General features: G+C 72.3%; 18 protein-coding genes. 10 read left to right on the top strand and 8 right to left on the bottom strand.

What is annotated here, in order from left to right; translation table 11 throughout:
* Positions 1-1,469, bottom strand: a 1,469-nt coding sequence (locus tag N5I75_RS12895; RefSeq protein ID WP_476677038.1) for a dihydroxyacetone kinase family protein, incomplete at its 3' end; no start/stop codon positions are given.
* Positions 1,466-2,854, bottom strand: coding sequence for an MFS transporter (locus N5I75_RS12900; protein ID WP_476677040.1), 1,389 nt, complete (start codon positions 2,852-2,854; stop codon positions 1,466-1,468). The genes N5I75_RS12895 and N5I75_RS12900, both read right to left, overlap by 4 nt.
* Positions 2,855-3,099: 245 nt before the next feature.
* On the opposite strand from N5I75_RS12900, the gene N5I75_RS12905 reads away from it, so the two are divergent.
* On the top strand, positions 3,100-3,870 hold the full coding sequence (locus N5I75_RS12905) for a FadR/GntR family transcriptional regulator (protein ID WP_476677042.1): 771 nt from the start codon (positions 3,100-3,102) through the stop codon (positions 3,868-3,870).
* Here N5I75_RS12905 and N5I75_RS12910 read toward each other — a convergent pair.
* On the bottom strand, positions 3,867-4,811 hold the full coding sequence (locus tag N5I75_RS12910; protein WP_476677044.1) for a GlxA family transcriptional regulator: 945 nt from the start codon (positions 4,809-4,811) through the stop codon (positions 3,867-3,869). The genes N5I75_RS12905 and N5I75_RS12910 overlap by 4 nt on opposite strands.
* A 200-nt stretch (positions 4,812-5,011) precedes the next feature.
* On the opposite strand from N5I75_RS12910, the gene N5I75_RS12915 reads away from it, so the two are divergent.
* The 4 genes from N5I75_RS12915 to N5I75_RS12930 all read left to right on the top strand — a co-directional run bounded on the left by N5I75_RS12915 (position 5,012) and on the right by N5I75_RS12930 (position 8,240).
* Entirely contained in the window at positions 5,012-5,728 is a 717-nt protein-coding gene (locus tag N5I75_RS12915; protein ID WP_476677046.1) for a DJ-1/PfpI family protein, read from the top strand.
* A 54-nt stretch (positions 5,729-5,782) separates the two neighbouring features.
* Positions 5,783-6,103, top strand: a complete 321-nt coding sequence (locus N5I75_RS12920; RefSeq protein WP_476677047.1) for a hypothetical protein — start codon at positions 5,783-5,785, stop codon at positions 6,101-6,103.
* Between the two features lie 2 nt (positions 6,104-6,105).
* Positions 6,106-6,573, top strand: coding sequence for a hypothetical protein (locus tag N5I75_RS12925; protein ID WP_476677048.1), 468 nt, complete (start codon positions 6,106-6,108; stop codon positions 6,571-6,573).
* A gap of 113 nt (positions 6,574-6,686) precedes the next feature.
* Complete coding sequence (locus N5I75_RS12930) at positions 6,687-8,240, top strand: substrate-binding domain-containing protein (protein WP_476677050.1); 1,554 nt, start codon at positions 6,687-6,689, stop codon at positions 8,238-8,240.
* Here the strand turns inward: N5I75_RS12930 and N5I75_RS12935 are convergent.
* On the bottom strand, positions 8,237-8,779 hold the full coding sequence (locus tag N5I75_RS12935) for a helix-turn-helix domain-containing protein (RefSeq protein WP_476677052.1): 543 nt from the start codon (positions 8,777-8,779) through the stop codon (positions 8,237-8,239). The genes N5I75_RS12930 and N5I75_RS12935 overlap by 4 nt on opposite strands.
* Positions 8,780-8,967: 188 nt before the next feature.
* Here N5I75_RS12935 and N5I75_RS12940 point away from each other — a divergent pair, with 188 nt between their 5' ends.
* The gene (locus N5I75_RS12940; protein ID WP_476677054.1) at positions 8,968-10,209 is read left to right on the top strand and encodes a benzoate/H(+) symporter BenE family transporter; all 1,242 of its coding nucleotides are present in this window, start codon (positions 8,968-8,970) and stop codon (positions 10,207-10,209) included.
* Positions 10,210-10,296: 87 nt separating this feature from the next.
* On the opposite strand, the gene N5I75_RS12945 is transcribed toward N5I75_RS12940, so the two are convergent.
* Positions 10,297-11,001, bottom strand: coding sequence for a type 1 glutamine amidotransferase (locus tag N5I75_RS12945; protein WP_476677866.1), 705 nt, complete (start codon positions 10,999-11,001; stop codon positions 10,297-10,299).
* A 103-nt stretch (positions 11,002-11,104) separates the two neighbouring features.
* Here N5I75_RS12945 and N5I75_RS12950 point away from each other — a divergent pair, with 103 nt between their 5' ends.
* From N5I75_RS12950 to N5I75_RS12960, 3 genes are all read left to right on the top strand, one after another.
* Positions 11,105-11,992, top strand: coding sequence for a fructosamine kinase family protein (locus N5I75_RS12950; RefSeq protein WP_476677055.1), 888 nt, complete (start codon positions 11,105-11,107; stop codon positions 11,990-11,992).
* Positions 11,993-12,031: 39 nt separating this feature from the next.
* Positions 12,032-13,114 (top strand): NAD(P)H-dependent amine dehydrogenase family protein, encoded by a 1,083-nt coding sequence (locus N5I75_RS12955; protein ID WP_476677057.1) that lies wholly within the window; start codon positions 12,032-12,034, stop codon positions 13,112-13,114.
* Between the two features lie 100 nt (positions 13,115-13,214).
* The gene (locus N5I75_RS12960) at positions 13,215-13,697 is read left to right on the top strand and encodes a carboxymuconolactone decarboxylase family protein (protein WP_476677059.1); all 483 of its coding nucleotides are present in this window, start codon (positions 13,215-13,217) and stop codon (positions 13,695-13,697) included.
* Between the two features lie 21 nt (positions 13,698-13,718).
* On the opposite strand, the gene N5I75_RS12965 is transcribed toward N5I75_RS12960, so the two are convergent.
* Together N5I75_RS12965 and N5I75_RS12970 are read right to left on the bottom strand one after the other, a co-directional pair.
* A complete protein-coding gene (locus tag N5I75_RS12965) occupies positions 13,719-15,323 on the bottom strand; it encodes a GMC oxidoreductase (protein WP_476677060.1) in 1,605 nt (534 codons plus the stop codon).
* Positions 15,324-15,475: 152 nt separating this feature from the next.
* Positions 15,476-16,261 (bottom strand): SAM-dependent methyltransferase, encoded by a 786-nt coding sequence (locus N5I75_RS12970; RefSeq protein WP_476677062.1) that lies wholly within the window; start codon positions 16,259-16,261, stop codon positions 15,476-15,478.
* Between the two features lie 199 nt (positions 16,262-16,460).
* Here N5I75_RS12970 and N5I75_RS12975 point away from each other — a divergent pair, with 199 nt between their 5' ends.
* The gene (locus N5I75_RS12975; RefSeq protein WP_476677064.1) at positions 16,461-16,922 is read left to right on the top strand and encodes a cupin domain-containing protein; all 462 of its coding nucleotides are present in this window, start codon (positions 16,461-16,463) and stop codon (positions 16,920-16,922) included.
* 8 nt (positions 16,923-16,930) lie between these two features.
* Here the strand turns inward: N5I75_RS12975 and N5I75_RS12980 are convergent, their stop codons facing one another.
* Positions 16,931-17,887, bottom strand: coding sequence for a D-2-hydroxyacid dehydrogenase family protein (locus N5I75_RS12980; RefSeq protein ID WP_476677065.1), 957 nt, complete (start codon positions 17,885-17,887; stop codon positions 16,931-16,933).
* Positions 17,888-17,989 lie beyond the last annotated feature (102 nt).

A 17,989-nucleotide genomic window follows, 5' to 3' on the forward strand; every position in this document is an offset into this window, starting at 1 on the left:
ACCTCGGCGCCGCCGGTCCGGCGGACGTTCTCCGACGCCTTCAGGACTCCGTGGGCGACGGACGCCGGGGTCGGCCGTCCGGTGTCGCCGAGCGCGTCGGCGAGGGCGCGCAGGACGATGCCCCACAGGGCGCCCGAGGTGCCGCCGGCCTTGTCGGCCCAGGCGTCACCGGCGGCGGTCAGGAGCGTACGGGCGCCGGCCCCTGCCTCATCGGCCTCGCGCGCGGCGGCGTAGGCGGCGCCCGAGCCGCGCCGCATGCCGATGCCGTGGTCGCCGTCCCCGGCGACGGCGTCGATGCGGCCGAGTTCGTCGGCGTGCGTGTCGACGGTCTCCGCGAGCAGCCGCAGGGCGTCGAGGGCGGTGGCGGCGGCCCGGCGGGACTCCTCGCTCGCCTGGGCGCAGGGCGCGGTGCCGGGCTCGGCCTCGTACACCTCCTCCTCGGCGACCGCTGCGGCGGCGGGGACGGCGCCCTTGCGGTAGGCGGGGGTGTCGGCCGGGGCGGTCCACAGCGGTTCGAGGGTGGTGTCGAGCCAGGTCAGGGTGAGGGAGACACCGGCCATGTCGAAGCTGGTGACGAGTTCGCCGACCTCGGGGTCGACCGCCTGGACGCCCGCCTCGGCGAGGAGCTGGGCCACACGCCGGTAGACGACGAACAGCTCCTCGTACTTGACGGAGCCGAGGCCGTTCAGGATGACGGCGGCGCGCTGCCCGTCCGGGGCGTCGACACCCTCGGGCAGCTCCTTCAGAAGCGTGGAGACGAGGAGCTCGGCGGCCTCGTCGGCGGTGGGCACGGCGGCTTCGCCGATGCCGGGTTCGCCGTGGATGCCGAGGCCGACGGCCATCCGGTCCTCGGGCACGGAGAACAGCGGGTGGTCCGCGCCGGGCAGGGTGCAGCCGGAGAAGGCGATGCCGAAGGAGCGGGTGCGGGCGTTCGCGTGCGCGGCGGCGTCGGCCACCTCGTCGAGGGACAGTCCCTGCTCGGCGGCGGCCGCGGCGGCCTTGAAGACGGGCAGGTCGCCCGCGATGCCCCGGCGCTTGTGGGCCTCGTCGGGGGCGGCGCTGGAGAGGTCGTCGGTGACGGCGAAGGTGCGGGTGGGGACGGACTCGGCGGTGAGGCGTTCGGCGGCCTGGCCGAAGTGGAGCACGTCGCCCGCGTAGTTGCCGTAGAGGAGGAGGACGCCGCCGCCGGACTCGGCGGCCCGCGCCACGTTGCGTATCTGCTGGGCGGAGGGCGAGGCGAAGACGTTGCCGACGGCGGCGCCGTGCGCGAGGCCCTGGCCGACCAGGCCCGAGAAGGCCGGGTAGTGCCCGGAGCCGCCGCCGATGACCACAGCCACCTGGCCCGGCGTCTTCGCGGTGGCCCGCACCACGCCGCCGGGGACGGGGCGCACCCAGCGGCGATGGGCGGCGGCGAACCCTTCGAGGGCTTCGTCGGCGAAGGCGGCGGGGTCGTTGTAGAGGCGGGTCATCGCTGGTTCTCCGCGAGTACAGGGGTGGTGGACGGGGAGTGCGGGTCGGCGGGGGTGCGGGCGGCGAGCCAGATCATCAGCGCGGCGGAGAGCAGCATGAAGGCGCCGACGAGGTAGAGCGGCACGTAGTAGGCGCCGGTCCAGTCCTTGAGCCAGCCGGTGATGTAGCTGGAGGCGAAGCCCGCGATGTTGCCCGCCGTGTTGATCAGGGCGATGCCGGCCGCTGCCGCCGCGCCCGTGAGGAAGCGGGAGGGGACGGCCCAGAAGACCGGGAGCGCGGCGAAGATCGAGCAGGCGGTGACCGTGATGACGGCGACGGTGGCGGCGGGCGAGCCCATGTACAGGGCGAGCGGGATGGTGACGCCGCCGACGATCGCGGGGCCTGCCACGTGCCAGGTGCGGGTGGAGTGCTTGGTGGCGTGCCGGGTCCAGAAGAAGAGGACGACGGCTGCGGGCAGGTACGGGATCGCGGTGATCCAGGCCTTGTCCATCACGCTGAACGTGGTGTCGTACTGGTCCTGGAAGCCGTTGATGATCGTCGGCAGGAAGAACGCGAGCGCGTAGAGCCCGTAGACGAAGCCGAAGTAGACGACGGCGAGGATCCAGACGCGGGTGTTGGTGAAGGCCCGCTTTAGGTCGCCCTTGGCGTGCGCGCCCTCGTGGCCGGTCTTCTCGGCGTTCTCGGCGGCCAGTTCCTTGGTGAGCCAGTCGCGCTCGGACGGCGTCAGCCACTTCGCGTCGGCGGGGCGGTCGATCAGGTAGAACCAGGCGATGACGCCGAGCAGGATCGCCGGGATCGACACGAACAGGAACATCACGCGCCAGCCCTCCAGGCCGAACAGGCCGTGGTGGCCGATCAGCCAGCCCGCGAGCGGGGCGCCGAAGACCGTGGTCAGCGGCTGGGCGAGGTAGAAGAGGCCGAGGATCTTGGTGCGGTGGCGGCTCGGCACCCACTGGCTCAGGAAGAGGATCGCGCCGGGGAAGAAGCCGGCCTCGGCGACGCCGAGCAGGAAGCGCAGCGTGTAGAGGCCGCCGCTGCTGTTCACCCAGGTGAAGAGCAGGGACACGATGCCCCAGGTGACCATGATCCGGGCCAGCCAGCGGCGGGCGCCGAACCGGTGCAGGGCCATGTTGCTGGGGACTTCCAGGACGATGTAGCCGAGGAAGAAGATCCCGGAGGCGAAGCCGAACTGGGCGGCGGTCAGGGCCAGGTCCTGGCCCATCCCGTTGGGCTCGGCGAACGACACCGCGGTGCGGTCCAGATAGTTCACGAAGAACATCAGGGCCACGAACGGGACGAGACGGATCGAGATCTTCTTGATCGCCGACGTCTCGACGGCTGATCTCGCCTCCGTCGTCACGGGCGGCGCGGTGCTGGCAGGCATGGCGACTCCTCGGCTCGCCGGACAGCTCTGTCCGGACTTGGGTCACTCTCGGCGCGAGCGGCGGGCAGCGGAGGCTGTCCACGCCGGTGGGGGCCGATCTGCGTGTCACGCTATGCCGGAATTCCAAATTGGTCACCAATTTACCAATGTGGCGAGCGTCGCACTTGCCGACGCTGGTTGAACCCTTGACAAAGCCGCCTGCCAGGGGTGACGCGCGAGGGGGCGGGCGACCGTCTGGTCTACTGGTGACCGTGACCAGTCAGCCCGCCTCCGCCACGCCCGGTGACCAGCCCGACCTCGCCCAACTCCTGCGCCCCGTCGTGCGTGAGTCGTCGGTGAGCGAGGTCGCCAAGCGCCTCCTCGACCACCTCTCCGCGGGCAACATCCGGCCGGGCACCCGGCTGCCCGCCGAGCGCCAGCTCGCCGAGGCGCTCGGCGTCGCCCGCTCCAGCGTCCGGGGCGCGCTGTCCGCGCTCGACGTGCTCGGCATCATCGAGATCCGCCCGGGCTCGGGCTCGTACGTGCGCGAGGGCACCTCGGAGTTCCTGCCGCGCGCCATCAACTGGGGCCTGATGCTGGGTCAGCGCCGGACGAGGGACCTGGTCGAGGTCCGCACCTACATGGAGGGCGTGTCGGCGCGGCTCGCCGCCGAGCGGGCGACGGACGAGGACGTGGCCCGCCTGGAGGAGCACCTGCGCCACATGCGGGAGGCGGGCAGCGACGTCAAGGCGTTCATCGACGCCGACATCGCCTTCCACCTGGAGTGCGCGAGCATCGCCCGCAACACGGTCCTCAGCGACATCCTGCACTCCATCCGGGCGCTGCTCCAGGTGTGGATGGAGCGGGTCAGCGACATCGAGGGCACGGTCAGCGGCACCCTGTGCGAGCACGACGCCGTGCTGAAGGCGATCCGCGACCGGGACCCGGAGGCGGCGGACCTGGCGATGGCCGAACACATGCGGATGGCGAGCGCGCGGCTGCGGGAGTCCGTGGACGCGGACGGCGAGAGTGTCTAGCCGAAGGTCCGGCGGTACGCCTGTGGGCTGACGCCCGTCGTGCGCTTGAACCGGTCGCGGAACGCGGTCGGCGAACCGAAGCCGACCTGCGCGGCGATCCGCTCCACGGGATGCCCGGTGGTTTCAAGCAGGTGCTGCGCCTGCCGGATGCGGGCGCGGTGCAGCCACTGCAGAGGGGTGGTGCCGGTCTGCTCACGGAAGCGCCGCATGAGCGTACGGGTACTGACTCCGGCGCGGACGGCGATGTCGGCGAGGGTCAGCTCGCTGTCCAGGTGGTCGCGGAGCCAGTCGAGCAGGGGCTCGAAGGAGGCGCCCTGCGGCGTGGGCGTCGGTGTGTGGTCGTGGACGATGAACTGCGCCTGGCCGCCTTCCCGTTCGAGCGGCATGACGGAGAGCCGGGCCGCGTCGGCGGCCACCGCCGAACCGTAGTCGCGGCGGATCATGTGCAGGCACAGATCGAGCCCCGCAGCGGCACCGGCCGAGGTGAGGATCTGCCCGTTGTCGACGTAGAGGACGTCGGGGTCGACCTTCACCTCCGGGTACGTGGCGGCGAGCAGGTCCGCCGCGATCCAGTGCGTTGTCGCGCGCAGCCCGTCGAGCAGCCCGGTCGCGGCGAGCGGGAAGGTGCCCGCGCAGATGGAGGCGATACGGGTGCCTCGCGCGGCCGCGTCCCTGAGGGCGTCGCGGACGGCCGGTGACAGCGGGGCGGTGGGCGCCGCCGTGCCGGGCACGATGATCGTGTCGGCGCCCTTCAGCCCCTCCAGGCCCCGGTGCGCGCGGAGCGTGAAGGTGCCCGCGTCCACGTCCTCCCGCTCGGCGCACACCCGGACCTGGTAGCCGGGCCTGCCGTCGGGGAGACGGGTGCGGCTGAACACCTCGATCGGGGTGGACAGGTCGAAGGGGATCACGTGGTCGAGTGCGAGGACGGTGACGAGGTGCATGGCGAGAACATAGCGCGGCGCGGGATTACGGACAGGTCTGGATGTCTGGCCAGCAGGGCGGGGCGTACTGGTAAAGGTGCTGGCGTTATCCCGTTGACAGTCGGCGTTAATGCCACTGGGAGGGATCTTCGCGGCTGATTAGCGTCGGCGTCGAGCCCGGCGCGGACCGGGCCGGTCGCCCACGCGGAGGAACCTCCCCCATGCACGTCCAGATCGTCCTGTTCGACGGTTTCGATCCCCTCGACGTCGTCGCCCCGTTCGAGGTCCTGCACGCGGGTGGCGCCGCGTCCGGCGGCGCCGTCGGCGTGGAGCTGGTCTCCGCCGAGGGGCCGCGCGAGGTGGTCGGCGGCACCGGCGGGCTCACGCTGCGGGCGACCGGCGCTCTCGACCCGGAGCGCGCCGGAGTCGTCCTGGTGCCCGGCGCCTCGGGGCCGGTCGAGGAGAGCGGCACCGCCGGGCCCACCATCCCCGTCCTGGTGCCCGGCGCCTCGGGGCCGGTCGAGGAGAGCGGCACCGCCGGGCCCACCATCCCCGTCCTGCTCGGCCGCACCCTGGACACCGGCCTCCCGGCGCTGCTCGGGGCCGCGATGGACAACCCCGAGGTGACGGTCGCCACCGTCTGCGGCGGCTCGCTCGTCCTGGCCCTCGCCGGACTCATCGAGGGCCGCCACGCCACCACGCACCACATGGGCCTCGACCTGCTCGACGCCACCGGCACGCACGCGGTGCGGGCCCGCGTCGTCGACGACGGCGCCCTGGTCACCGGCGCCGGTGTCACCTCCGGCCTCGACCTGGCCCTGCACCTCCTTGAGCGCGAGGTCGGGCCGCAAGTCGCGCACGCCGTCGAGGAGTTGTTCGCCCATGAGCGCCGGGGCACGGTGTGGCGCGCCGAGGGCCCGGCGCCCGTCGCGTTCTGACCGCCCACCCGATCCGCCGCACCCGCACCCCGTTGAGTCAAGAGAGAAGAGAACATGTCCGTCGAAGGCATCTGGGACCTGTCCGTCACGACCCCGATCGGCACGATCGACGCCGTCGTGGAGCTGCGTGAGGACGGCTCCGGAATCACCGGCACCGCGCACGGGGCGGGCCAGGAGGTACCGCTCACGGAGGTGTCGCTGACCGGCGACCGGCTCAGCTGGAAACAGGCCGTCACCCGGCCCATGCGGCTGAACCTGGTGTTCACCGTGACCGTCGACGGATCGGCCATGACCGGCACTTCGCGCGCGGGGCGGCTGCCCGCCTCGAAGGTCAGCGGCGTGCGCCGCGCCGACGCTCCGGGCGCGGGCCGCTGACCATGACGAAGTTCCTGCTCAGTCTGCACGTCCTCGCCGCTGTCCTGACCGTGGGGCCGGTCACCGTCGCCGCGAGCATGTTCCCCAGGACCTGGCGGCAGGCGCTCGCGTCGCCGCGTGCGGCCGAACCGGTGTCGACGCTGGGCACGCTGCACCGCATCTGCCGGGTCTACGCCGGGATCGGTGTCGCCGTACCGCTGTTCGGGTTCGCGACGGCGAGCAGCCTGGGTGTGCTCGGCAGCGCCTGGCTGATCGTCTCGATCGTGCTGACGGCCGTGGCGGCCGGTGTCCTGGCGCTGCTGATCCTTCCCGCGCAGGAGGCGGCGCTGGGCGCGGTGCGACAGTCCGAGGGGTCGCCCGTCGCTCGGAGCGCGTCGCAACTGGCGGCGCTCACCGGCGTGTTCAACCTGCTGTGGGCGACGGTCACCGTTCTGATGATCGTCCGCCCCGGCTCGACGACGGGAGCGTGAACATGCGGCCCCACTGCCGTACCCGCCGCGAGCGGTTGAACACCTGACGAACACTCGGCGAAGCCGGGCGGCACGGCCCGCCGCCGCGCGCGGCGGGTCCGTACCGTCACTCCATGAGCTGGCTCGAGATCTCCCTCACCGCCGCGGGGCTGCTGCTCGGTGCCGTCTCGATCGTCACGCCGTTCGTCGCGGACCGGCGGGCGCGGCGCAGCAGGCGGATCGGGTTCCGCAAGCAGATGGACATCGCGATAGGGCACAACGGGCAGGCCAGCGAGGCCGATCCGCGGCTCGGGCTCTTCAACGACCTGCCCGCGATGCGCGACGCGACGCTCGTGCTCCTGCGCATCGAGAACGACGGCTCGCGCCACATCGAGGAGTCGGACTACATCGACCCCTCGACGCAGTACGGGCTGACCGCCGAGTTCCCGGGCCGGCGCATCGAGGCGCAGGACGTGACACTGCCCGAGGAACACGCCAACCTGATGGGCTACTTCGAGAACCAGCCGGGGCTGCTCGTCGCCGGGCCCAGCACCCTGCGCATTCCGCGCGTACCGCTGAAGCCGGGCGCGCACTACAAGATCCTGGTCCTGCTGACCGGGGGGCAGGAGGGCGACCGGGTCGCCGTCACCGGCGACCTCAAGGACGGCACGCTCCACGAGAACCACAGCCTCACCCCGGACGAGAAGCCGCCGGTGTTCAGCAGGCAGGCCCGCTGGACGACGGTCGCGCTCGGCCTCGCGCTGATCGCGGCCGCCACACTGCCGCTGCTCGTGCCGCCGCCGCTGCCGGACGACTGCGAGACGGGGTCGCTGCGGCTGACGGGGTCGACGGCGTTCGCGCCGGTCCTGACCGAGCTGGCGAAGAAGTACCGGGAGCACTGCGACGACCGGCCCGACATCACGGTGGCCGCGCACGGCAGCCGCACCGGGGTCCGCGAACTCGCCCTGTCCGGCGGCGGCACCGGCGACGACGGGGCGACCGTCGTCGCGTTCTCGGACGGGCCGCGTCCGGCGAGCTACACGTCGCTCAGCGAGAGCCGCGTCGCCGTGTCCCTGTTCACGCTGCTCGTCCACGACGACGTACGGCTGACGAACCTGTCCGTCGCCGACGTGCGCCGGATCTACCGGGGCGAGATCCGCAACTGGAACCGGCTCGGCGGCCCCGACCTGCCCGTCGTCCTGGTCAGCCGCACCTCCGGGTCCGGCACCCGCAGCGCGCTGTCCGCGCGGGTCCTCGCGGGCGCCGACGAGCCGCCCGCCTCGTCCGACGACTGCGTGACGCGTACGGTCCGCGCCGCGCGCGTGCTGCGCTGCGAGCTCGACTCCACGAGGCAGGTGCTCGACACCGTGGCCCGCACCCCGGGCGCCATCGGCTACAGCGAACTGCGCGCCGCGTCACCGCCGGACGCGCCGGGCGGAGTGCACCCCGTCACGCTCGACGGGCGCACGCCCGACCCGGACCGGCTCACCGACAGCGGCTATCCGTACCGCGCGATCGAGTACGCGTACACCTACGGCCGGCCGCCCGCCGACTCGCTGGCGTCCAGCTTCCTCGCGTACGCGATCGACAACGGGACCGGCAAGGGAGTCGTCGCCACGCACGGGCATCTGCCGTGCGGGACGGCGGTGGGGCTGCGGGTGTGCGGAGGGGCGGACCCGGGGTCCTAACCGGCCGTCCTCGGGTAGCGCACGAAGAGGATGCCGTGGACGTCGCCTTGGGGTGCGGCGTAGCGGTGCGGGGCGTCGGCCCGCCAGTGGGCGTGGCCGCCCGGACCGACCGTCCGCGGCGCGTCGGGCAGGCCGACGACGGCGGTCCCGGACAGGACCATCAGGCTCTCGGTGGTGCCCGGTACGTGTGCGGCCGAGTCCTGGGTGGCGCCGGCGGCGATGGTGACCCGGAAGACGTCGGTGGCGGCGTCGGCGTCCTCGTACCGCTCCAGGAGTACGGCGGTGACGGCGCTTCCGGAGACGCCGCCCGCGCCCTCGCGCACGCCCTGCGGCGGGTCGGCCAGGACGGCGGAGAGCGGGCTGCCGAGGGCGGTGGTCAGGGCGTAGAGCGTCTCCAGGGTGGGGTTGCGCAGGCCGCTCTCCAGCTCGGAGAGGGTGCCCTTGCCGACGCCCGAGCGGCGGGCCAGCTCCGACAACGACAGGCCTCGCTCCTGGCGCAGCGCCTTGAGCCTGCGGCCCACTTCGTCGTGGAGACCCATCGCTGTGCCCCTCCGGTGCTGGTCTGTTCGGTTGACGGTTCGACGTCCGCGTCCCTAGTGTTCCACATACAGAACGTTCCACATACAGAACGTTCCATTTACAGAACGCCACGCCCGTGACGCACGAGCGCAGAGCGCATGAGCGCAGAAAACGCACGAAACGCACCCGCACGGAAAGCGACTGCCCGATGTCTCCCCTCGCCCCGCTCACCCGTATACGCGCCCTCGCGCCGCCCTCTGCGGTGGCGGCGGGGCTGATCGCCGTCACGGTCGGTGTGACCAGTTCGGCGGCGCTCGTCTTCACCGCGGCGCGGGCCGCGGGGGCGGACGCGCGGGAGATCTCGTCCTGGATGCTGGCGCTCGGCGTCGGCCTCGCCGTCACGTGCGCCGGCCTGTCGCTGCGGTTCCGGGCGCCCGTGGTGACCGCGTGGTCGACGCCGGGCGCGGCGCTTCTCGCCACCGGGCTCAGCGGGGTGTCGATGGGGAAGGCGATCGGGGCGTTCGTCTTCAGCGGGGTGCTGATCCTGGCGAGCGGGCTGACGGGATGGTTCGCCCGTGTCATGGACCGCATCCCCGTGCCGCTCGCGGCGGCGCTGCTCGCGGGGGTGCTGCTGCAGTTCGGCACGGGGCTGTTCGCGGAGATGGACGGCAGTTTCGCGGTGGTGTTCCCGATGTTCGTGCTCTACCTGCTGGGGCGGAAGCTGCTCCCCCGGTACGCGGTGCTGCTCGCCCTGGGCGGCGGCGTCGTGGCGTCGGCCTTGACAGGAGGCTGGCACTTGGAGCGACTCCAACTGTCCCTGTCGCAACCGGTGTTCACAATGCCGGAGTTCGACTGGAAGGTGCTGATCAGCGTCGGGGTCCCGCTCTTCGTGGTCACGATGGCCTCGCAGAACCTGCCCGGCGTCGCGGTGCTGCGCGGCTCCGGGTACGAGGTTCCCGTCTCGCCGCTGCTGACGTGGACCGGGGCGGTGCAGGCCGTACTCGCCCCGTTCGGCGCGTTCGGCATCAACCTGGCGGCGATCACCGCGGCGATCTGCACGGGCGAGGAGGCCCACCCGGACCGCGAACGCCGCTTCCTGGCGGCGGTCTGGGCGGGTGTGTTCTACCTGTGCGTCGGTCTGCTCGGTGCGACGGTGGCCTCGCTCCTGGTCGCGATGCCGCACGCCTTGGTCATGGCGATCGCGGGCATCGGCCTCCTGGCCACGATCGAGGCCTCCCTGACCTCGGCCCTCTCGGACCCGAAGGCCCGCGAGGCCGCGGTGGTCACCTTCCTGGCGACGGCCTCCGGCGTGACCCTGCTGGGCATCGGCTCGGCGTTCTGGGGGTTGCTGGCGGGGGTGCTGACCAGCGCGGTGTCGCCGCTTGGCCGCCGGGAGCGGGTGAAGCGGGGTTCCGCGCCGGCGGGGGCGCCTGCGCGAACGGGGGGTTGAGGTTCGGTCCGGCCGGGCGCGCGCCCAGCGCCGCGGGGGCCGCACCGATCAGCTCTCCGGAGACGCCCGCCCCGCCACAGGTTTCCCTCACTCCGACCCACCCGACACCCCCGTCGAACACACCCCCGCGAACCGCCGCGTGAACTCCCCCCACGCTGCGACCGACTCCCCTTCATCCACCAGCGCACGCGCATACAGCACGTCCCGGTCGACACCTCGCGCCGCGAGCCCCGTGGGGTCCCAGTGCGCGATGCGGGACGCCTCCGCCTCCGGGTGGAACTGGACGCCCCACGCCCGCGCTCCGACCCGGAACGCCTGGTACGGGCACGCCTCGCTGGAGGCCAGCCACGCCGCGCCGGGTGGGAGCCGCGTGACGGCGTCGACGTGGCGTTCGATCGCGGGGACCGTGTCGCCCAGGGCATGGAGGAGCGGGTCGTCCGCGGCCTCCGGGCGCAGGTGGATCGGGGTGCTGCCGTACTCGGGGCGGCCGTGTTCGGGGCGTACGGTGCCGCCCGCGACCTGCGCGAGCATCTGGCCGCCGAGACAGATGCCGAGGAAGGGCGTGGCGCCGGCGAGCGCCTGCCGCACCAGAGCGCGGGTGGCGGGGAGCCAGGGGGCGCGCTCGTCGTCGTCCGGCAGGTAGCCGCCCCCCAGTACGACCAGCGGGCGCCCGCCGAGCGCGCCCGGCAGGTCCTCACCCTCGTACGGGCGCAGCACCCGCACGTCCAGGCCCGCCTCGCGCAGCCACGCGCCGACCCGGCCGGGCCCGCCGCCCGGGGTGTGCTGGATCATCAGGACCGTCGGCACGCGCAACCTCCCCGCTCTTTCCCCGCGCAGCAGATCAGGGCCCCGCACACCCCGTCAACCACACCTCCACCCCCGTACGCTGAGACACATGTCCCACCCCTCAGACACCGCAGCGCACCGCACCGGACGCCGGGCCGTCGCGGAGCGCCGCCGGTCCGCCCAGCTCAGCGAGGTCACCCTCGACGACGGGCGCGTGGTGATGGTCAAGCGCGCCGAGAGGGGCGGCGTCCCGGGCGCGTTGCGGGCCGAGGCCGCCGGGCTGCGCTGGCTCGCCGCCGCACACACCGTCGCCGTACCCGAGGTGCACGAGCAGAGCGATGACGGCGACGACAGCGACGCCGACCAGTGGCTGGTGATCGACCGCGTGGCCGAGGGGCGGGCCACAGCCCAGGGCGCCGAGCGGTTCGGGCGCGACCTCGCCGCGCTCCACGCCACCGGCGCCCCCGCCTTCGGTGCCCCGCCCCCCGGCGGCCCGGCGGACGCGGCCATCGGCCTCGCCCCGATGCACAACGTCCCCGGCGACGACTGGCCCCGCTGGTACGCCGAGCACCGCGTACTCCCGTACGTACGACTCGCGGTCGACGCGGGCACCCTCACGCCCGCCGAGTCCGACACCGTCGAGAAGGTTCTCGACCGGCTCCCCGCCCTCGCCGGCCCCGCCGAACCCCCCGCCCGCCTCCACGGCGACCTGTGGAGCGGCAACCTGCTGTGGGCCGAGGACGGCACCGCGTGGCTGATCGACCCGGCCGCGCACGGCGGCCACCGCGAGACCGACCTCGCGATGCTGCACCTGTTCGGCGCCCCGCACCTGGACCGGATCGTCGACGGCTACCAGGCGGCGGCGCCGCTCGCGGACGGCTGGCGGGACCGCGTCCCGCTGCACCAGCTCTTCCCGCTGCTCGTGCACACGGTCCTCTTCGGCCGCGCCTACGCCGAGCAGGCCCTCACCGCAGCCCTGCACCAACTGGCGCGCTAGACCTATGAACTGACGCCCCGTCAGGTTACGCTCCGCCGCATGACTTCCACGGTGGTCTGGGGCACCGGCAACGTGGGCCGCGCGGCGATCCGAGCCGTCGACGCCCACCCCGGGCTCGAACTCTCCGGCGTGCTCGTGCACGACCCCGCCAAGGACGGCCGCGACGCGGGCGACCTGGCCGGGCTCGGCCACGCCCTCGGTGTCGCCGCGACGACCGACGTCGACGCGGTGCTCGCGGCCCGGCCGGGTGCCGTCGTCTACGCCGCCTCCGGCGACCTGCGCCCCGACGACGCCCTCGCCGACATCTGCCGCGCCCTGCGCACCGGCGCCGTCGTCGTCAGCCTGGCCCTCTACCCCCTCTACGACCACCGGAGCGCGCCCCCGGACTTCACCGACCCGGTGCACGCCGCGATCGAGGCGGGCGGCGGCTGCCTGTTCGTGTCGGGCGTCGACCCCGGCTGGGCCAACGACGTGCTCCCTCTGCTGGTCAGCGGCCTCGGCACCCGCGTCGACGTGCTGCGCTGCCAGGAGATCTTCGACTACTCGACGTACGACCAGGAGAACTCGGTCCGTGACCTCGTCGGCATGGGGCATCCCATGGACTACGAGCCGCTGATGCTCGCCGAGACCATCCCCACCATGGTCTGGGGCGGACAGCTGCGGCTCATGGCCCGCGCCCTCGGCGTCGAGCTCGACGAGATCCGCGAGACGCTGGAGCGCCGCCCCCTCGAAGCCGACGTCACCACCCCCGCCATGGGCGACTTCGCGGCGGGCACCCAGGGCGCGGTCCGCTTCGAGGTGCAGGGGATCGTCGGCGGTGAGGTCCGCATCGTCGTCGAGCACGTCACCCGCATCCACCCGTCCTGCGCACCCGACTGGCCGGTGCCGCCCGGCGGCGGGGCCGGCGCGCACCGCGTCGTCGTCGAGGGCCGCCCGCGCATCGAGGTCACCGTCCAGGCCACCGACGAGGGCGGCAACCACGCGGCGGGCGGCAACGCGACCGCCGTGGGACGGCTCGTCGGCGCCGTCGACTGGCTCGTGCACCAGCCTCCGGGGCTCTACGACGCCCTCGACGTGCCCATGCTCCCCGCCACCGGCCGGCTCGGGAGAAAGCAGCCGTGAGGACCGGGCCACACCGAGTCACAAGGACCGGGCCATGAGGATCGCGTCATACCGAGCCACAAGGACCTAGCCATGAGGACCTAGCCATGAGGATCGCGTCATGATGATCGACATTCCGGACGGCGAGGAGCCCATCCCGTACGTATGGGGCGCGATGGTGCCCGGGATCGGGCCCGCGGCGGCCCAGTTCTCGATGGCCGTCTACGACCACTCCTCCCTCGGCCTGCGCGAGTTCGAGGCGGCCCGGCTGCGCGTCGCGCAGATCAACGGCTGTCTGTTCTGCCTGGACTGGCGCACCGAGCGGGACGGCGAGAAGGTCGAGGCGTCCTTCGCCGACGCGGTGGAGGACTGGCGGAACACCGCCGCGTTCGACGACCGGACGCGGCTCGCCGCCGAGTATGCCGAGCGGTACACCCTCGACCATCACGGGCTCGACGACGCGTTCTGGCAGCGGATGACCGCCCACTACAACCAGGCGGAGATCGTGGAGCTGAGCATGGCCATCGGCTCCTGGCTGGCGTTCGGCCGCCTCAACCACGTGCTCGGCCTCGACTCGGTGTGCGCCCTGCCCGAGCCCGGTTAGAGGCCGGACAGGGCGCGGCCGTCACAGGTCGACGGCGATGATCTTCTCGATGTTGCGCTCCGCGAGCGCCGTGATTGTCACGAACGGGTTGACGCTCGTGTTGCCCGGGATCAGCGCGCCGTCGATGACGTAAAGGCCCGGATGGCCGTGCAGGCGGCCGTAGTTGTCGGTCGCCTTGCCGAGGACGGCGCCGCCGAGGGGGTGGTACGTCAGGTGGTCGCCCCAGATCTTGTACACGCCGAAGAGGTCGGTGCGGTAGATCGTGCCCTCCTTCGCGTTGATCTTGTCGAAGATGGTCTTGGCCGCGTTGATCCCGGCCTGCTTCCACGCCGTCTGCCAGTTCAGGTCGACGCCGCCGGTCGACGGGTTGTACGAGAACTGCGCGCGGTTCGGGTTCTTGGTGATGGACAGGTAGAACGACGCGTACGTCTCGATGCCGGTCGGCAACGGGGCGACCTCGGCGAAGGCGCCGCCCGCCGCCCAGTTGTCGATGCCGGCGGTCGGGATGGACGACTGGAGCGAACCGGTCGGGTCCCACAGGTGGTTGGCACGGCCGCACATCACGTTGCCGTTGTCGCCCCAGCCCTTGCCGATCTCGCCGTTGAGCGCGGGCAGCGCGCCGGTGGCCTTCAACTTGGTGAGCAGCTTGCTCGTACCGACGCTGCCCGCCGCGAAGAAGACGCGGTCGGCGGTGATCTCCTTGGTGGCCGTCACGGCACCGGTCGTGGAGAGCTGCTCGATGCGTACGGTGTAGCCGCCGCCGGAGGCGGGGACGACCGAGACCACCTTGTGCAGCGGGGAGATGGTGACCCGGCCGGTGGCCCTGGCGCGCGGGAGGTAGGTCTTCTGCAGGGACTTCTTGCCGTAGTTGTTGCCGTACAGGATCTCCCCGGCGAGCGCCGACTTCGGCGCCGTCCCCGCCTGCTCCTGCTTCATGTAGTCCCAGTCGTACACGTCGGGCACGAAGACGAACGGGAAGTCCGAGCGCTGGGCGTGCTTGCGGCCCACGCGCGCGTACTGGTAGCACTCGGCGGTCTCGAACCAGTCCGGGTCGATGGTGGTGACGCCCAGACCGGCGTTGGCGCGCGGGTAGTACGTGCCGTACATCTCGTTCGCGTCGACGGTCGGGAGGATGGCGCCGAAGTTCTCCCGCTTCGGCGTGACGGCCATGCCGCCGTTGACCAGCGAGCCGCCGCCGACCCCGCGCCCCTGGTAGACGGTGATGCCCGCGAAGTCCTCGGCGTCGAGGATGCCGGTGTACTTCGGGACGTCCTTGTCGATGGGGAAGCCGAGGAAGTTGCTCAGTGGCTGCTTCGTCCTGGTTCTCAGCCAGAACGATCTGTAATCGGGGCTCGTCGTGTTGGCGAAGATCTTGCCGTCCGAGCCCGGGGTGTCCCAGGCCATGCCCATCTCCACCATCTGCACGTCGACGCCCGCCTCGGCGAGCCGCAGCGCGGCGACGGATCCGCCGTACCCGGTGCCGATGACGAGGGCGGGGACACGGGCGCCGTCGGCGACGGCGCGGCCACTCAGCGCCAGGGCGCCGAGAAGAGAACCTGTTCCTGCGAGGAAGCCGCGGCGGGTGATTCCGTTACGGGCCACTTCAGGACGGGTTGCCTGGGTCATGGTGGGTTCCTCACTCTCGACGGAATGGGAACGAGTTCTACTGTTGATCGCCAAACAAGTCGATGCATACCGATAGGTAACGTTCCGCGAACGACGAAGCGGCGTGGCGATGTGTATCGCCACGCCGCTTCGTCGTTCGCGGGTCCGGTCCGTCAGGGCTTGCGCGCCACCACCGCGTAGATACCGCTGGGCTCGGCCCGCGGCGCCGGCTCCTCGCGGAACCACTCGGGCGCCGTCACCAGACCGGGCTCCACGGGGTCGAGGCCCTCCAGGAACCGGGCCACCCCGTCGCGCGTACGGAAGCCGAGCTTGATGCCGCCCTTCGCGTACTCGGCGGTCACCTGGTCCGACAGCTCGGGGAAGATGTCGGACGAGGCGTGCGAGAGGACGAGGTGGCTGCCGGAGGGCAGCGCGTCGACGAGCGTGGAGACGATGTCGTACGGGTTCTGCTCGTCGGAGATGAAGTGCATGAGCGCGATCAGCGACAGCGCGATGGGGCGGTCGAAGTCGAGGATCGTGCGGGCGTGCTCCAGGATCGCCTTCGGGTCGCGCACGTCGGCCTGGATGTAGTCGGTCCTGCCCTCGGGGGTGGAGACGAGCAGGGCCTCCGCGTGGCGCAGCACGATGGGGTCGTTGTCCGTGTAGACGACCTTGGCGGCGGGGACGACGCGCTGCACGATCTGGTGCAGGTTCGGCGCGGTCGGGATGCCGGTGCCGACGTCGAGGAACTGGTCGACTCCCTCCGACGCGAGCCAGGCCGCCGCCCGGTGCATGAACTCGCGGTTCTGCCGCGCCGCGTCCCGTGCCTCGGGCGGCAGCTGCGACCCTACGGCCTCGTCGACGGGGTAGTTGTCCTTGCCGCCGAGCAGCCAGTCGTAGACCCGTGCGGGGTGCGCCTGGCTGGTGTCGATCTTCGGCCGGGGGGCGGGTGCCGTCATGGGCGGACTCCATCGTCGCGAGAGCGGGACAAGGCGGATGACCTTGGGCTCAGTCTGCCATGTCAACTACGCGGGTCGATCGCGGCGTTGGCGGTTCACCGCCGGTACGGTGCCGACGACGGACCGTAGACCGCTGCCCCACGAAAAGGGGGCCGCTCCCCCGCAAGAGGGGGCCGCTCCCCCGCAGAAAGGACCCGCCGTGCGCGACTGGCGACACGAACTCGGCCTCGAACCGCACGGTGAAGGGGGTTGGTTCCGGCGCATCTACTCCGGCCCGCGGGAGACGGCGACCGCGCACGGCCCGCGCCCCTCGGCGACGTCCATCTACTACCTGCTCGACGAGGCGCGGCCGAGCGGCGTGCTGCACCGCAACCGCAGCGACATCCTGCATTTCCTCATCGACGGCGGCCCGCTGGAGTACGTCACCGTGAACACGGAGGGCACGCTCACCCGTACCGTCCTCGGCGCGGACGCCGAGCGCTTCCTGCTCGTGCCCGGCGGCTGGTGGAAGGCGTCGCACCTGGTCGACGGCGCCCGGCACGGCCTCGTCGCGGAGGTCGTGACGCCCGGGTTCGACTACGCCGACCACGAGTTCGCGCCGCGCACCGTCCTCGACGCACTCCCGCACCTCGCCGATGAGCTGCGGGAGTTTGTGCGCTGAGCGGGAGGTCAGGACAGCGTGCGGATGGGGCTGCCCGCCAGGTACGCCTCGATGTCCTCGACCGCGCCCTGGAAGTACCCGTCGTAGTTGCGGCGGGTGACATAGCCGAGGTGGGGCAGGCCGAGGAAGTTCGGGGCCGTGCGCAGCGGGTCGTCCAAAGGCAGCGGCTCGGTCTCGAAGACGTCGCTGCCCGCGCCCGCGATCCAGCCCTCGCGCAGCGCCCGTACCAGCGCCTCCTGGTCGACGATCGCGGCGCGCGAGGTGTTGACCAAGTACGCGGTGGGGCGCATCGCGCGCAGCTCCTCCGCGCCGACGAGCCCCCGGGTCCGCTCGCTCAGCACGAGGTGCACGGAGACGAAGTCGCTGGTGGCGAGCAGCTCCTCCTTGGAGGCGGCGAGGGTGGCCCCGGCCTCGGCGGCGCGCTCGGCGGTCAGGTTCCGGCTCCAGGCGGCGACGTCCATCCCGAACGCGGCGCCGATCCGGGCCACCCTGGTGCCGATCTTGCCGAGCCCGAGCAGGCCGAGACGGCGCCCGTGCAGATCGGCGCCGAGCGTGGACTGCCAGGGCCCGCCGGAGCGCAGGTTGTTGTTCTCGGTGACGACACCCCGGGCGAGTCCGAGGAGGAGCGCCCAGGTCAGCTCGACGGGCGGCTCCGAGCCGCTCGGCGTCCCGCAGACCGTGACGCCGTGCGCGGCTGCCGCGTCCAGATCGATCGACGCGTTGCGAAGGCCCGAGGTGATCAGCAGCCGCAGCTTGGGCAGCCGCGCGAACAACTCGGCCGGGAACGGGGTGCGTTCCCGCATCACGACCACGATCTCGCAGTCACCGATCGCCGCGACGAGTGTGTCGTGCGCGGGGATGTGGTCGTGGAGGAAGCGGACGTCGACGCGGTCCGCGAGGCGCGCCCAGTCGGCGCTCCCTCGGGCGACGTCCTGGAAATCGTCGAGTACGGCACAACGCAACATGGGCACCAGTATCACCCTGCGAACCCGGCCTTCACGGACTTGATCCGACGTGGTCCGGTGACGTGCTCCGGTGACTTGGCCCGGACGAATGCCTTGACGTGC

The organism is Streptomyces sp. R818 (genome assembly GCF_056172735.1).